General features: G+C 72.7%; 13 protein-coding genes. 10 read left to right on the top strand and 3 right to left on the bottom strand.

Features of this window, described 5'->3' with window-relative positions; genetic code table 11:
* The first annotated feature begins 27 nt into the window (after positions 1 to 27).
* Complete coding sequence (locus tag FB382_RS11065; RefSeq protein ID WP_125038634.1) at positions 28 to 492, top strand: DUF3040 domain-containing protein; 465 nt, start codon at positions 28 to 30, stop codon at positions 490 to 492.
* 36 nt (positions 493 to 528) lie between these two features.
* Here FB382_RS11065 and FB382_RS11060 read toward each other — a convergent pair whose 3' ends face one another.
* The 3 genes from FB382_RS11060 to FB382_RS11050 are packed head-to-tail and all read right to left on the bottom strand — an operon-like array spanning position 529 to position 5,172.
* On the bottom strand, positions 529 to 2,919 hold the full coding sequence (locus FB382_RS11060; protein ID WP_182539126.1) for a transglutaminase TgpA family protein: 2,391 nt from the start codon (positions 2,917 to 2,919) through the stop codon (positions 529 to 531).
* Positions 2,916 to 4,202: a DUF58 domain-containing protein gene (locus tag FB382_RS11055; protein ID WP_182539124.1), complete on the bottom strand. Its 1,287-nt coding sequence runs from the start codon at positions 4,200 to 4,202 to the stop codon at positions 2,916 to 2,918. The genes FB382_RS11060 and FB382_RS11055 overlap by 4 nt, the downstream gene beginning before the upstream one ends.
* Positions 4,195 to 5,172 carry an AAA family ATPase gene (locus FB382_RS11050; protein WP_343055565.1) on the bottom strand — a complete coding sequence of 326 codons (978 nt, stop codon included), beginning with the start codon at positions 5,170 to 5,172 and terminating at the stop codon, positions 4,195 to 4,197. The genes FB382_RS11055 and FB382_RS11050 overlap by 8 nt, the downstream gene beginning before the upstream one ends.
* Before the next feature lie 464 nt (positions 5,173 to 5,636).
* Here FB382_RS11050 and mraZ point away from each other — a divergent pair, with 464 nt between their 5' ends.
* From mraZ to murD, 9 genes are all read left to right on the top strand, one after another.
* The gene (gene mraZ / locus FB382_RS11045; protein ID WP_125038630.1) at positions 5,637 to 6,068 is read left to right on the top strand and encodes a division/cell wall cluster transcriptional repressor MraZ; all 432 of its coding nucleotides are present in this window, start codon (positions 5,637 to 5,639) and stop codon (positions 6,066 to 6,068) included.
* A gap of 200 nt (positions 6,069 to 6,268) precedes the next feature.
* Positions 6,269 to 6,406 (top strand): hypothetical protein, encoded by a 138-nt coding sequence (locus tag FB382_RS11040; protein ID WP_182539120.1) that lies wholly within the window; start codon positions 6,269 to 6,271, stop codon positions 6,404 to 6,406.
* Between the two features lie 9 nt (positions 6,407 to 6,415).
* Positions 6,416 to 7,405: a 16S rRNA (cytosine(1402)-N(4))-methyltransferase RsmH gene (rsmH, locus tag FB382_RS11035; protein WP_182539118.1), complete on the top strand. Its 990-nt coding sequence runs from the start codon at positions 6,416 to 6,418 to the stop codon at positions 7,403 to 7,405.
* Positions 7,405 to 8,019, top strand: a complete 615-nt coding sequence (gene ftsL / locus FB382_RS11030; protein ID WP_182539116.1) for a cell division protein FtsL — start codon at positions 7,405 to 7,407, stop codon at positions 8,017 to 8,019. Before rsmH ends, ftsL begins: the two co-directional genes overlap by 1 nt.
* Before the next feature lie 14 nt (positions 8,020 to 8,033).
* Positions 8,034 to 9,809, top strand: coding sequence for a peptidoglycan D,D-transpeptidase FtsI family protein (locus tag FB382_RS11025; protein ID WP_343055564.1), 1,776 nt, complete (start codon positions 8,034 to 8,036; stop codon positions 9,807 to 9,809).
* 64 nt (positions 9,810 to 9,873) lie between these two features.
* Positions 9,874 to 11,403: a UDP-N-acetylmuramoyl-L-alanyl-D-glutamate--2,6-diaminopimelate ligase gene (locus FB382_RS11020; RefSeq protein ID WP_182539114.1), complete on the top strand. Its 1,530-nt coding sequence runs from the start codon at positions 9,874 to 9,876 to the stop codon at positions 11,401 to 11,403.
* Positions 11,400 to 12,794, top strand: coding sequence for a UDP-N-acetylmuramoyl-tripeptide--D-alanyl-D-alanine ligase (locus FB382_RS11015; RefSeq protein ID WP_182539112.1), 1,395 nt, complete (start codon positions 11,400 to 11,402; stop codon positions 12,792 to 12,794). The genes FB382_RS11020 and FB382_RS11015 overlap by 4 nt, the downstream gene beginning before the upstream one ends.
* Positions 12,791 to 13,876, top strand: coding sequence for a phospho-N-acetylmuramoyl-pentapeptide-transferase (mraY, locus tag FB382_RS11010; protein WP_125038625.1), 1,086 nt, complete (start codon positions 12,791 to 12,793; stop codon positions 13,874 to 13,876). The genes FB382_RS11015 and mraY overlap by 4 nt, the downstream gene beginning before the upstream one ends.
* A complete protein-coding gene (gene murD, locus FB382_RS11005) occupies positions 13,873 to 15,342 on the top strand; it encodes a UDP-N-acetylmuramoyl-L-alanine--D-glutamate ligase (protein ID WP_182539110.1) in 1,470 nt (489 codons plus the stop codon). Before mraY ends, murD begins: the two co-directional genes overlap by 4 nt.
* Positions 15,343 to 15,367 lie beyond the last annotated feature (25 nt).

Genomic DNA, 15,367 nt, shown 5'->3' with positions numbered 1-15,367 from the left:
TTTCCCGCATCTACCCAGGGAGGACCGGTGCCGCTCTCCGAAGAGGAGCTCCGACTGCTCGAGCAGATGGAGCGCGCTCTCGTCGAAGAGGACCCCAAGCTCGCCTCCACCCTGCGCGGCACCTCGCTCCGACGGTCCGCCCGTCGGCGCGCGATCGTGGCGGGGGTCGTGTTCGCGATCGGCGTCGCGGTCCTGATGGCCGGTGCGGTGCTGTCCGGCGACAACCCCAAGTTCTGGGCTCTCGGCATCGCCGGCTTCGTGATCATGCTGGGTTCCGCCACCGTCGCGGTCACCTCGCTCCGCAGCCAGCAGGCCGTCCAGCACGGCCACCCCGATCCGCGCGCGGCCGGTCACGCGACCCACGGGTTCACCGTCATCGACGGCGGCCGCTCCGGCCGTGGCCGTCGCAACCGCCGCCCCTCCCACGCTCCCTTCATGGAGCGCATGGAGCAGCGCTGGCGTCGTCGCCGCGACGAGAACAACGGCTTCTGACCGACCCCAGCCGACCTGGGCCGACCTCAGCCGACCTCAGCCGACGTGGTCGACGACCCCGCCGTACCTCGCCTGCTCCGGCCGCGGTGCCACGCCGACCGCGCGACGTGCGTCCTTGGTGAGCACCGACCGCGGCCACCACTCGGCCCGGCGCCGGGCGCCCCGCGACGCGCCACCCTCGAGCGCGGCGACGCAGGTCTCGGCCTCGGTCCGCAGCGCGGCTGACCCGGCGTCGTCGCGCCCGCGGGCGTAGCGCAGCAGCTCCAGGGCACGCACGATCCGGTCCAGGCACTGCACCGCTCCCGGCGCGACCGCCGGGCCGTGGGCGGGCCGCTCGTCGCCGCCGGACCCGACGGGGGCGCCGAGGAACTCCACCAGCACGTCCCGCGTCTCGCGCGGGGACCGGGCCTCGGGCCAGGGCACGCCGAGGTCCAGGGCGGTCGCCCGCAGCTCGGCCCAGGCTTCTTCCGGCCCGCCGGCCAGCCGGAGCTGCCGGCGCCGACGGCGCAGGAAGCGGGGCAGCACCAGCAGCGCGGCGACCAGCGCCAGTGCGGCCAGGCCGCCGACCACGGGAGCCCACGGGAACGCGGCGGCCGTGTCGCCCTGGGCGGACGCCTTGTCGGCCGAGGGGCTCGCCGACGCCTCGGTGCTGGAGCCGCGGCTCGGCTGGTCGTTCTGGGGGACCGCCGTCGACCCGATGGTCGGGTCCAGGGCCGGCACGTCCTGGGTGGTGTACGACGGCACGGTCCGCGCCCGCTCGGACGGGGTCGGCTCGAAGCGCACCCAGCCGGAGCCCGGGAAGAACAGCTCGGGCCAGGCGTGCAGGTCGTAGGAGGAGTACTCGTAGGTCTGCGGGCCGACCTGGTGCGGCAGCAGGAAGCCGACGGCCACCCGCGCGGGGATGCCGAGCTCCCGCGCCATCACGGCCATGGCGGAGGCGAACTGCTCGCAGTAGCCGGTGCGGCCGCCGTCGCCGGTGCTGAGGAAGGCGACCAGCTCGTCGGTGCCGTTGCCGACGGCGGAGTGCAGGTCGTAGGTGAAGCCGCCGGTCTCGCGGAACCAGCGCTGCAGCGCGACGCCCTTCTCGAAGCGGCTCGGCGCCTCCCGCGTGACCTCCTGCGCCAGCTGGCGCACCAGCACCGGGATGCCGGTGGGGAGCTGGACGAAGTCCTTGCTGACCTGGCCGGCCGACGACGGCGCGAGCGCCAGCGCGGAGGCGTCGACGTTCAGCTTCACCGCGGTCATCGTGTAGTGCATGCCTGCCGTGGTCAGGTCCTTGTCGCCGGCGATGAAGTCCATCGTCGCCGTGTCGTAGCGCCAGTCGCCGTCGGCCTGGATGCGGCTGATGGGGAACTGCGTGGGCAGCCAGGTCGAGTCGAAGGCGTCCTCGATCGTGACGTCGTAGTCGTAGGTCGTGCGGGCTACGGAGGACGAGACCCCCTGCAGCGGCGGCATGTCGCCGTCGGGCAGGTTGTTGGTCGGGACGGTGCGGTCGCCGGACGTCCACTCGTTGTCGTTGAAGCGGTCGAGCACCGAGATGCGGAGGTACGACGGGTTCGGGTCGTCGGTCGTGACCCGCACGACCGGGAAGTCGGCGCCGCGCACCAGGTCGCGGCGCAGGTCGGTCATGGGGTTCTCGATGCTGATCTCGTCGTTCCCGCCGGGGCCCTGCCCGAGGTTGAACAGGTGCACGCCGAAGGTCGGGACCAGGAACGGCACGAAGACCGCCAGGGCCGTGGCCACGCCACCGATGGTCGTCGCGCTCGTCTTGATCGCGCCGGTGCGCACCCCGAAGCCGGTGGGGTCCGCGGTGGCGGGGTCCTCGCCGAGCGGCCGGCCCCAGCGGGCCACCGCCTCGTTCTCCTGCAGGAACAGCAGGCCGAGGAAGCCGGCGGCGGTCGCGGCGAAGACCCACCAGGTCACGCCACCTCCGAGCAGGCTCACCGGGATGCTGTAGACCATCAGCAGCGGCAGCCCGGCCAGGGGCACCCGGCGGAGCGTGCAGGCGAGCGCGTCGACCAGCAGCAGGCAGAGGAGGCCGCCCGCGATCAGCAGGGGGTGGACGCCCGGCGCGTGCGCCGGCACCGGGGCGGCGTAGGTCTGCGAGGAGTCGACGGCGGCCCGGAAGGCGTCGAAGAGCCGTGGGTACGCGGGGCCGACGGGCACCGGCGAGCCGCACAGCATCGCGGAGGCGACCATCCCGCCGACGAGCGCCTGGAGGCCCAGGACGGCCGACCAGGGCGCCCGCCACCACCGGGCGAGGGCGCCGACGCCGGCCACGAGTGCGGCGAGCACGAAGAGCGGGCCGAGGAAGCGGCCGGGCATCTGCGTGAAGCCGCGCCACGACCACATCGCCACCCACGTCGTCAGGGCGGCGGCCCCGGCCAGCGAGAGCTGGGAGCCCAGGCCCCCGCGCATCCTGCTCATCGGGCCGCCTGGGGTGCGGGCGGGGCGCCGAGCCCTCCGACCATCGAGGAGGTGGGCCCGCTGCGGCCGAGGTCCTGCCAGACGGAGTCGAGCCGGTCACGGGGACGCAGGGGCGTGACCCGCCAGCCCTGCTGGGCCAGCGCACCGGAGGCGTCGCCCGGCGCGGCGTTCGGGGAGACCCAGGCGTCGACGTCGAGGGCGATGGCCATCGCGGAGCCGGCGTGCAGCTGCATCCGCCTGATCACGGGTACGTCGATCGCCTCGACGGCACCGAACACCGCGACGGTCAGGCCCCCGTGGGTGCCCTCGGCGAGCCAGGCCGTGTCGAGCTGCGGCTGGTGGACGGCCTGGACGACGGCGAGCGCCTCGAGCAGTGGGCCGGTGTTGAGGTCCGCGTCGCGGAAGTGCCAGGCGGAGCTGGGGTCCTCGCCCGTTGCCGTGACGAGTCGGACGGTGAAGCCGCGGTGCGAGAGGTGGACCGCGATGGATGCGGCGGCGGAGACCGCGGCCTCGAGGGAGGAGGCGATGCCCTGGCCACGGTGGGAGCGCAGCCGGTTGTCGAGGAAGAGCGTGGCCCGCGACTGCCAGGGCTGCTCCTCGCGGCGCACCATCAGCTCGCCGACCCGGGCCGAGCTGCGCCAGTGCACGCGCCGCAGGTCGTCGCCACGGCGGTACTCGCGCACGGTGACGTCCTCGGCCGAGCCGGTGGCGAAGGCCCGCGGGCGGTTGTCGCCGGAGCCGGTCCAGGCGCCGCCGAGCGGGATGTTGGGCAGCGGCACGGTGCGGGGCGTGACGGTGAGCGGCACGGTGGTGCGGAAGGCGCGCCCGAGCTCGATCAGCCCGAAGGGGTCGCTGACGCGCACCGACATCGGGCCGATGTCGAAGCGGCCGCGGACGTCGGAGCGCACCTGGTAGGTCACGTGCCGGCGCCAGCCGTGGCCGATGCCCTCCAGCACGAAGCGCGGGCGGGTGCCCAGCACGTAGGGCACGTGGTCCTCGAGCAGCAGCACGCCACTGGGCGTGCGGCCCTCGTTGGTGAGGGCGAGGTTGACCCGGGCCGGCTGGCCGGCGGCGACCAGCTGGGGGGTGACGGTGCGGACCAGCGCGAGCTTGTAGCGGCTGCGTGACAGCACGACGGCCGTGACCAGCGGGAGGGCCAGCACCAGCACGCCGACCCGGGTCAGCGCGGGCTGGCCGAGGACGATCGCGCACACGATCGCGGTGATCCCCGCAGCGATGAACGCCCGTCCGCGGACGGTCAGCCCGGCAAGCGCCTCACGCACGGGTCCCCTCGGGCACCGGGACGCCCGCGACGATGCCGTCGAGGATCTGCGAGGTCGAGCGGCCGCTCATGGCGGCCTCGACGCTCGGCAGCAGCCGGTGCGCGAGGACGGGGCGGGCGAGGGTGTGCACGTCATCGGGCAGGACGTAGTCGCGCCCGTGCATGGCCGCCATCGCCTTGGCGGCCCGGACCAGGTGCAGCGTCGCCCGCGGCGAGGCGCCCAGCGTGAGCTCCTCGGACCGGCGGGTGGCCGCGGTCAGGTGCACGACGTAGCGCTGCACGGCCTCGGAGACGTAGACCTGGCCGACGATCTGGGAGAGCTTGCGCACCTCGGCGGCGTCGGTGACCGGCTCGAGGTCGTCGAGCGGGTTGCTGCCCGTGTGGGAGTTGAGCATCGCGATCTCGGCGGCCTCGACCGGATAGCCGACCGAGACGCGCGCCATGAAGCGGTCGCGCTGCGCCTCGGGGAGGGCGTAGGTGCCCTCCATCTCGATGGGGTTCTGGGTCGCGATCACCATGAAGGGCGTGTCGAGCTGGTAGGTCGCGTTGTCGACGGTGACCTGCCGCTCCTCCATGCACTCCAGCAGCGCCGACTGGGTCTTGGGCGAGGCGCGGTTGATCTCGTCGCCGACCACGATGTTGGCGAAGACGCCGCCCGGGCGGAACTCGAACTCCCGGCTGTTCTGGTTGAAGATCGAGACACCCGTGACGTCGGAGGGCAGCAGGTCCGGCGTGAACTGGATCCGCCGCACCGAGCAGTCGATGCTCCGCGCCAGCGCCTTGCTCAGCATCGTCTTGCCGACGCCTGGCACGTCCTCGATCAGCAGGTGCCCCTCGGCGAGCAGCACGACCAGTGTCGAGGAGACCACGTCCGGCTTCCCCTCGATGACCCGCTCGATGTTGGCCCGCACCCTGCCGACGACGCGTGCCAGCGTCTCCAGGTCCGCGCCGCCAGTGCTCCCAGAATCCACGCCCGATCCTTCCCCTGCCACCCGAGAACTGCCTCCACCCCTACGCATCCAACGGTAGGGCGTGCGCGAAACATACGCGCCCCCTGGCCGTACTGCATCTGACTCCCGCCATCACGGTTTGGTTGCGGATGCTGCCCGGTTTCTTGGCCCGTGGCCCGGACGACGAATTCGATTCCCCACTTTTCGCTCCACTTCCCCCCACCGCCGGCGCCCGTTCTCCCCACCGGCGCTCCACTTTCCCTCCCTGGCCGCGGTACGGCGACCGCCGTACCGCCCCTGACCTGCGCAAACGCGTGATGCAGGCGGCCAGCCACGGCCCGCGGCGTCCGGGGGAGAGGGCCGCGAGAAACACCGGAAACACGCTCACGACATGGGCGAATGTGGTTGACGGTGGAGGGAAGTGGAGTAAAGTGGTGCGCAGTGGAGGATCAGCCCGTTTCAGGGTGGGGGAGTGGAGGTGCTCGATGTTCTTCATGGGCACCTACACCCCCAAGCTCGACGAGAAGGGGCGGCTGTTCCTCCCGGCGAAGTTCAGGGACCAGCTTGCGGAGGGGCTCGTGGTGACCAGGGGGCAGGAGTTCTGCCTCACGGTCTGGCCGATGGCCGATTTCATGGAGCTCACCCGCAAGGCCCAGGAAGCGCCGGTGACGGTGAAGGGGGCGCGGGACTACACCCGCTTCCTGTTCGCCGGAGCCTCGGAGGAGAAGCCGGACAAGCAGGGCCGCATCACGATCACGCCGATGCTCCGCGAGTACGCCTCGCTCGAGCGGGACGTGGTGGTGATCGGGGTGATGAACCGGGTCGAGATCTGGGACCCGGCCAGGTGGCAGCAGTACAGCGCGGAGCAGGAGACGAAGTTCTCCGAGCTCAGCGAAGAGGTCTTCCCGGGGGTCTGAACACCCCAGCCAGCAGCACCGAGGACAACAGCACAGCGATCCGCAGGACGAGGTCTCGGGCCCGCTCCCCGACCGTCTTCTGGGACACCTTCCCCGGCCCCAGACGACGACTTCCCACGAGGGAGCGGGCAGGGACCTGGTCCGGCGGATCACCACATTTCACGCAGTTTCGCGCAGCAGCAGACAACGGGGTCGAACTCATGAGCATCACGCCAGTGGCACCGGTACGCCGGGTGCGTCACCAGGCCCGGGAGGCGGCCGCGGTGATGGCCTTCTCGGCGGCGACCTCGCTCGGCCTGGCCACGGCGTTCCTCGTCCTGACGAGCCTGGGCCGGTAGGGCGCGACCATGAGCAGCCCCCGCCACGTCCCGGTCCTCCTCGACCGGGTCGTCGCTCTTCTGGCGCCCGCACTCGGGCACGACGGAGCGACGATGATCGACGCCACGCTCGGCCTCGGCGGCCACAGCGAGGCCGTGCTGACCCGGATCCCCGGCTCCCGCGTGATCGGGGTCGACCGCGACCCGGCCGCGCTGGCCCTGGCCGGCGAGCGCCTCGCGCCCTTTGGTGACCGGTTCACCCCCGTCCACGCCGTCTACGACGAGATCCCGAACGTCCTTGCGGACCTGAACCGGTCCAGCGTGGACGCGGTCCTGTTCGACCTCGGCGTCTCCTCCATGCAGCTCGACCTCCGCGAGCGCGGCTTCGCCTACGCCGAGGACGCGCCGCTGGACATGCGCATGGACAGCACCGTCGGCCAGACCGCCGCGGACGTCCTGAACACCTACGCCGTCGGCGACCTGACCCGCATCCTGCGCGACTACGGCGAGGAGAAGTTCGCCGCCAAGATCGCTCGCGCGATCGTCCGCGAGCGCGAGGCCGAGCCGTGGAGCCGGTCGGGCCGCCTCGTCGAGCTGCTGTACGCCGAGATCCCGGCGCCGGCGCGACGCACCGGGGGACACCCCGCCAAGCGCACCTTCCAGGCCCTTCGCATGGAGGTCAACGACGAGCTGGCCGTGCTCCGCCGCGCGATGCCGGCCGCGATCGAGGCGATCGCCGTCGGTGGCCGGGTCGTCGTGGAGTCCTACCACTCGCTGGAGGACCGCCTGGTCAAGCAGGCGTTCACCGCCGCCACGAAGAGCGACGTGCCGCTGGACCTGCCGTTCGTGCCCGAGGGGAGCGAGCCGGCCCTGCGCCTGGTCACCCGCGGCAGCGAGAAGGCCGACGCCGGCGAGATCGAGGAGAACCCCCGCGCGGCCAGCGTCCGGCTGCGCGCCATCGAACGTGTCCGACCCGACGGCCCCACCAGCGGCCCGACCCGCAGAAGAGGAGAAGCGTGATGAGCAGTCCCGCCGTTCAGTTCCGCCAGCGCATGCCGCGCATCGCCGAGGCGGCCGTCGAGCGCGCCCGGCTCACGGTGGTGCCGCGACGACGCGTCCGCGCCCCCCGCATGCCCTTCGTCGCCCTGGTCAGCCTGGTGCTGCTCGGTGGCGTCATCGGCCTGCTCCTCTTCAACACCTCCATGCAGCAGGCGGCGTTCGCCACGACCGCGCTGGAGAACCAGGCCAGCACCCTGTCGGCTCGCCAGCTCACGCTGAAGATGGAGCTCGACGAGCTCCGCTCCCCGCAGCGCGTGGCCGACCAGGCCCGCCGGATGGGCATGGTCTACCCGCACAACCCGCTCTTCCTCGACCTGCGCAGCGGCAAGGTCAGCGGCGCACCGTTCGTCTCCAGCCCGGCCGACGGCCAGCCGATCTGGCCCGCCGTCCCGCCGAAGCCGCCGGTGCTCACGCCGACCCCGACGTACGTCGACCCGCCGGCTGACGCCACGACCGGCGCGTCGGACAACGCCGGGGCCACCTCCAGCCACCAGAATGGCCACAACAGTCACAAGGACCACAAGAGCCCCTCCAAGCACACCAATACGCACACCAGCAAGCACACCCACCACTGAGACCGGAGTCGTCCGTGCGCCAGTCCCGCAGCCCCCAGCCGCGCCGCCCCCGGGGCAGCCGGCGTGGAGCGCCGCAGCTGCGGCTGCGGTTCGGCTTCATCGTCATCGCGATGGTGCTCTCGGTGTTCGGCGCCCGCCTGGTGCAGCTGCAGGGGATCGACCCCAACTCCTACGCCGCGATGGCGGCGGCCGAGGGCCTGGTCAACGTCGACCTGCCCGCGCAGCGCGGTGACATCCTGGACCGCAACGGCGAGCCGCTGGCCGACTCCGTGGCCGGCTACATGCTGGTGGCCGACCCCCACATGACGACCGACCAGGCGCCCGAGATGGCGAAGTTCCTCACCAACCGCCTGCACGTCGACTACTTCTCCACCCTCAAGAAGCTGCGTGCCGAGGGCAGCCGCTTCGAGTACATCGCCCGCCGGGTCCCGGCGACCCTGGCCACCGACGTGCTCACTGCCGCCCGCCACGAGGGCTTCGAGGGCCTCGACATCCGGCGCGACCCGGTCCGGGACTACCCGGCCGGCGACGTGGCCGCCAACATCATCGGCTTCCTCGGCACCGACGAGCCGCTGGCCGGCCTGGAGCGCACGTTCAACGCCCAGCTCGCCGGCAAGGACGGCTCGGCCCGCTACGAGGTCGGCGGTGGCAACCGGATCCCGCTCGGGGAGAGCACCATCACCGCGCCCGTCGAGGGTCGGGACCTGCACACCACCATCGACCGCGACCTGCAGTGGTACACCCAGCGCGTCCTGCGTCAGACCGTCGAGGACGCCCGCGGCGACTCCGGCATGGCCGTGGTGATGGACACCCTCACCGGTGAGCTGCTCTCGGTCGCCGACTACCCGACGTTCGACGCCAACAGCCCGCAGGAGTCGCCCAAGGCCGACCTGGGCTCCCGTTCCACCAGCGACGTCTACGAGCCCGGCTCGGTCGAGAAGGTGCTGACCCTCAGCTCGCTCATCGATGCCGGCAAGGTGACCGACAGGACCCGCCTGAAGGTGCCCGGCGAGCTCGACCGCGAGGACCGCGCGATCCACGACTGGTTCCCGCACGACCTGATCCGGCTGACCCTCGCCGGCGTCATCGCCAAGTCGTCCAACATCGGCACGGTGCTCGCCGCCGACAAGTTCAGGACCGGGCAGCTCTACGACTACCTGCGCTCCTTCGGCCTCGGTGAGCGCACCGACGTCGGGATGCGCGGCGAGTCGCCGGGCATCCTGCCCGCCAAGGCGCTGTGGACCCACCAGACCCAGGACCGCATCGCGTTCGGCCAGTCGCTGTCGGTCAACGCCGTGCAGATGGCCGCCGCGGTCAACACCATCGCCAACGGCGGCGTCCGCGTCTCGCCCAGCCTCGTCCGGGGCTCGGCCACCACCGACGACGGCCAGGTCGTCGGCACCGACCACACCAGGACGCACCGCGTGGTCAGCGAGCGGGCCGCCCACCAGATGATGCTGATGATGGAGCGCGTCCTCGACCCCGAGGACGGCGTCGCCCCCGGCGCGGCCGTCCCGGGCTACCGGGTCGCCGGCAAGACCGGCACCGCGCAGGCCGTCGGCGAGGCCTGCGGCTGCTACGACGGCACCTTCAACGTGTCGTTCGCCGGCTTCGCGCCGGCCGACAAGCCCCGCTTCACCGTCTACGTCGTGGTCAAGAACCCGCGCAACGGCGGCGGTGGCGGCTCGGTCGCCGGCCCGGCGTTCGCGAAGATCATGAGCTACGCGCTGCGCCGCTACGCGGTGCCGCCGACCGAGACCACGCCGAGCCACCTCCCGGTCGAGTGGTGATCCTCACGGGCCCCGCCAGCCGGTGGCCCGGGGCCCCCTTCCGGGGCGATAGCCTCGCGGCGTGGTGAGCGAGGAGACCCCGACCCGGCCGCGACGCCCGTTGAGCACCCCGCTCGGCGACCTCGTCGCCTGGCTCGAGACCCACGACGCCGACGTGTCCACGCGGGGTGACCTCGACAGCGTGGTGGTCACCGGCATCTCCCTGAGCTCCCAGCGCATCCGGCCCGGCGACCTGTACGCCGCCCTGCCGGGCACCCGCGTCCACGGCATCGAGTTCGCCGCCGCGGCCGCCGAGGCCGGTGCCGTCGCGATCCTGACCGACCAGGACGGGGCAGCCAGCGACCCGGTGACCGACCTGCCGCTCGTCGTCGTCGGCTCGCCCCGAGCCCTCCTCGGCCGTCTCTCCGCCCGCGTCTACGGCGACCCCGCGACCTCGCTCCGGATGATCGGTGTGACCGGCACCCAGGGCAAGACCACCACCACGCGGCTGCTCGAGAGCGGCCTGCAGCAGGCCGGCGTGCCCGCCGCCGTGATCGGCACGGTCGGCACGCGCGTCGGCGGTGCGGACGTGAAGACGTCGCTGACCACTCCGGAGGCCCCGGACCTGCACGGCCTCTTCGCGATGATGCGCGAGCGCCACGTCGCCGCCTGCGCCATGGAGGTCTCCAGCCACGCCCTGGTCATGGGCCGCGTCGACGGGGTCGTCTTCGACGTCGCGGTCTTCACCAACTTCGGTCGCGACCACCTCGACTTCCACACCGACGTGGAGGACTACTTCCGAGCCAAGGCCTCGCTCTTCACCCCGCAGCGCGCCCGGCTCGGCCTGGTCAACGTCGACGACGAGCACGGTCGGCGCCTGGTCGAGGAGGCCACCATTCCGGTGCGCACCTTCTCGCTGACCGGCCGCGAGGCGCACTGGCAGGCGGTCGACGTCTACCTCAGCGCCACCGGCTCCCGCTTCACCGTGCTCGGCCCCGACGGGATCGCCGTCGACGCGGCCGTCGGGCTGCCCGGCGACTTCAACGTCGCCAACGGCCTCGCCGCGATCGCGGCGGCCTCGGAGGCCGGGTTCGACACTCGCCGGGTCGCCGAGGGCATCGCCACGGGGGGCGGCGTCCCCGGCCGGCTCGAGCGGATCGACGAGGGCCAGGACTACGTCGTGGTCGTCGACTACGCCCACAAGCCCGACGCCGTGGAGGCCGCGATCGGCGCCCTCCGGCCGCTCACCGAGGGACAGGTCATCGTCGTGATCGGCGCCGGCGGCGACCGCGATCCCGGCAAGCGGCCGATCATGGGCGAGATCGCGGCCCGCCTGGCCGATGTGCTGGTCGTGACCGACGACAACCCGCGCACCGAGGACCCCGCCGCGATCCGGGCCGCGGTGCTGGCCGGCACCACCGCCGGGCCGGCGGACGTCGTCGAGATCGGCGATCGACGTAGCGCCGTGCGGGAGGCGGTCCGCCGCGCCCGCCCCGGCGACATCGTGCTGGTGGCCGGCAAGGGCCACGAGACGGGCCAGGAGGTCCAGGGCGTCGTGCACCCCTTCGATGACCGCGAGGTGGTCCGCGAGGCCATCCGGGAGGCCACCCGATGATCCCCATGACCCTCGCCGAGATCGCCGCCGTCGTCGACGGCAGCGTCTCCGGTGACCCCGACCTGCTCGTGCACGCCCCGGCGTACGTCGACAGCCGCAACCCGATCCAGGGCGGGCTGTTCGTGGCCGTGGTGGGGGAGCACGTCGACGGCCACGACTACGTCGAGGGCGCCCACGCCGTGCTCGGCAGCCGCTCCACCGGCGCCCCGTCCGTGCTCGTCGGCGACCCCGTCGCCGCGCTGGGTCGCCTGGCCCGCCACGTGCTGGGCCGGATCGACACGACCGTCGTCGCGCTGACCGGGTCGCAGGGCAAGACGGGCACCAAGGACTACCTCGCGCAGGTGCTGGCCGCTGCCGGCCCGACCGTCGCGACCACGGGCAACAACAACAACGAGATCGGCGTCCCGCTCACCGTGCTGCGCGCCGACGCGGGCACCGCCCACCTCGTGGTCGAGATGGGTGCGCGCGGGGTCGGCCACATCGCCTACCTCTGCGGGATCGCGCCGCCCCACGTCGCGGCCGTGCTCAACGTCGGCACCGCCCACATCGGCGAGTTCGGCAGCCGTGAGGCGATCGCGCAGGCCAAGGGCGAGATCGTCGAGGCGCTGCCCGACGGCGGGATCGCGGTGCTCGCGGCCGACGACGAGCTGGTCTCCGCCATGTCCGCGCGCACGCACGCGCGCGTGCTGACCTTCGGCACGACCGGCGACGTGGCCTGGCGCCACCTCGAGCTCGACGAGCTCGGGCGCCCGTCCTTCGAGCTCGGGCACGGCGGGGAGTGGCACCCGGTCCGGCTCGGCCAGGTCGGCGCCCACCAGGCCGCCAACGCCGCCGCCGCTGCGGCCATGGCGATCGCCGTCGGGCTGCCCCTCGCCGACGTCGCCCGCGCGCTGACCGACGCCACCGACTTCTCGCGCTGGCGGATGGAGGTCCACGAGCGCGCGGACGGCCTGGTCGTGGTCAACGACGCCTACAACGCCAACCCGGCCTCGATGGTGGCCGCCCTCGACGCCCTGGTCGCGATCGGCAGCCGCCGCGGCGGCCGCACGGTGGCCGTGCTGGGGGAGATGAAGGAGCTCGGGGACGACGCGACCGAGGCCCACCTCGAGGTGGGGCGGCACGCCGCGGACGTCGGTGCCGATGTCGTCGTGGCCGTCGGCGACCCGGCCGACGGCATCGCGGTGGGCGCCGAGGAGACCCCCGGCTGGGGCGGCACGGTGGTCCGGACGGCGGGGCGTGACGAGGCGCTGGCGTGGGTGCGCGAGAATGTCGCGGTCACCGACGTCGTCCTCGTGAAGGCGTCGCGCGGCGCCGCCCTCGAGCTCATCGCGGACGGACTGCTCGCCGACGGAAGCACTGACGACATCGACGGAGAGGGAAGCGCTCGATGAAGGCGATCCTGCTGGGCGGCGGCCTGGCGCTCCTCATCTCGCTGCTCGGCACCCGGGTGGCGATCCACTACTTCACCCAGTGGGGCTACGGGCAGGAGATCCGCGACGACGGACCCACCAGCCACCACACCAAGCGCGGCACCCCCACGATGGGTGGCGTGGTCATCATCTCGGCCACGGTCATCGCCTACTTCGCCGCCGAGCTGATCACGTGGACGGTCCCCTCGGCCTCGTCCCTGCTGCTGCTCTTCCTCTTCGTCGGCATGGGCCTGGTCGGCTTCGTCGACGACTTCATCAAGATCTCCAAGCAGCGCAGCCTGGGCCTGCGCAGCAAGGCCAAGATGATCGGCCAGACGATCGTCGGCGTCGTCTTCGGCATCCTGGCGATCAGCCCGGCCCTCAAGGACGACCGCGGCAAGATGCCGGCCTCGCTGCACGTCTCCTTCATCCGCGACTTCGACAGCTGGGCGCTGCCCGCGGTGCTGGTGGTCCTGCTGATCTGGCTGATGGTCACGGGCACGTCCAATGCCGTGAACCTCGCCGACGGCCTCGACGGGCTCGCGACGGGCGCCAGCGTGATGGTCTTCGGCGCCTACACGCTGGTCAACATCTGGCAGAACAACCAGAACTGCCGGATCTCGCCCGGCGCCAACTGCTACGACGTGCGCGACCCGCTCGACCTCGCGGTCGTGGCGGCGGCGATCACGGGCGCCTGCTTCGGCTTCCTGTGGTGGAACGCCTCGCCGGCCGCGATCTTCATGGGCGACACCGGCTCGCTCGCGCTCGGTGGCGCCCTGGCCGGATTCGCGATCCTGACGCGCACCGAGCTGCTGCTCATCATCCTGGGCGGGCTCTTCGTGATGGAGACGGTCTCGGTGATGCTCCAGGTCACCTGCTTCAAGGTCACCAAGAGGCTGACCGGCACCGGCTACCGGCTGTTCCGGATCGCCCCCATCCACCACCACTTCGAGAACCTCGGCTGGGAGCAGGTCACCGTGACGATCCGGTTCTGGATCATCACGGGCATCTGCGTCGCCGCCGGTCTCGGAGTCTTCTACGCCGAGTGGGTCGCCGGGATATGACCGCCCCGCTCCACCTCGGCCGCCACGACTCGTGGGACGGCGTCCGCGCCGTCGTCGCGGGCTTCGGCGTCTCCGGCTTCGCCGCCACCGACAACCTGCTCCACCTCGGTGCGACGGTCTCCGCCCTCGACGAGCAGCCCGCCGACGCCTCCACCGAGCGCGCCGAGAAGGCCGAGCTCCTCGAGGTGCTGGGCGCGGACATCCGGCTCGGCGCCGGCGCCACCGCGACGCTGCCCGACGACGTCGACCTGCTCGTCACCTCGCCGGGCTGGCGTCCGGACGCGCCGCTGCTCGCCCAGGCCCGCGCCCGCGGCATCCCCGTCTGGGGCGAGGTGGAGCTCGCGTGGCGGCTCCGCGACCCGAACCACGACACCCCCTGGCTGTGCGTCACCGGCACCAACGGCAAGACCACGACCGTCCAGATGCTCGACTCGATCCTGCGCGCCGCCGGTCTGCGCAGCGTCGCCGTCGGCAACGTCGGGCTCCCGATCGTCGAGGCGGTCATGGACCCCGAGCCGTACGACGTCTTCGCCGTCGAGCTCTCCAGCTTCCAGCTGCACTACACCGACTCGATGGCCGCGCAGGCCGCCGCGGTCCTCAACGTCGCCGAGGACCACCTCGACTGGTACGCCGGCCCCAGCGCCATGCACGACTACGCCGCCGACAAGGGCCGCATCTACGAGCGCGTCGAGCGGGCCTGCATCTACAACGTGGCCGACCCGGAGACCGAGCGGCTGGTCCGCGAGGCCGACGTGCAGGACGGTGCCCGCGCGATCGGGTTCACCCTCGGCATGCCGTCGGTCGGGATGCTCGGCGTGGTCGAGGACATCCTCGCCGACCGCGCCTTCATCGAGCAGCGCGACTCCAGCGCCGCCGAGCTCTGCACCCTCTCCGACCTGGCCTCCCAGGCGCCGCACAACGTCGCCAACGCGCTGGCCGCCGCGGCGCTCGCGCGGGCGCACGGGGTCAGCCAGGCCGCCGTACGCGACGGCCTGCGCGCCTTCCGCCCCGACGGCCATCGGATCGCGGTCGTGGGGGAGCGCGACGGCATCACCTGGGTCGACGACTCCAAGGCCACCAACCCGCACGCCGCCCAGTCCTCGCTGCAGGCCTACGAGTCGGTCGTGTGGATCGCGGGGGGCCTCGCCAAGGGGGCCCGCTTCGAGGACCTCGTCCTCGCCGTGCGCGACCGGCTGCGGGGCGTCGTGCTCCTCGGCCGCGACCGCGACGTCATCGCCGAGGCGTTGGCGCGACACGCGCCGGATGTCCCCGTGACGACCGTCGAGGGGGGCGAGACTAGGGGCGAACATGGCTCCATGGAGCGCGTCGTGGAGGCGGCGGCCGCGTTGGCCCGACCCGGCGACACGGTCCTCCTGGCTCCGGGATGCGCCTCCATGGACATGTTCACCAACTACGCCGAGCGGGGCGACGCCTTCGCCGCCGCCGTGCACCGCAGGATCGACTGACCGGGACGGCCGGAGCACGACAGGG

This window comes from Nocardioides ginsengisegetis, from assembly GCF_014138045.1.
Taxonomy (GTDB): domain Bacteria; phylum Actinomycetota; class Actinomycetes; order Propionibacteriales; family Nocardioidaceae; genus Nocardioides; species Nocardioides ginsengisegetis.
This window is presented reverse-complemented; position numbering and strand designations above follow the sequence as displayed.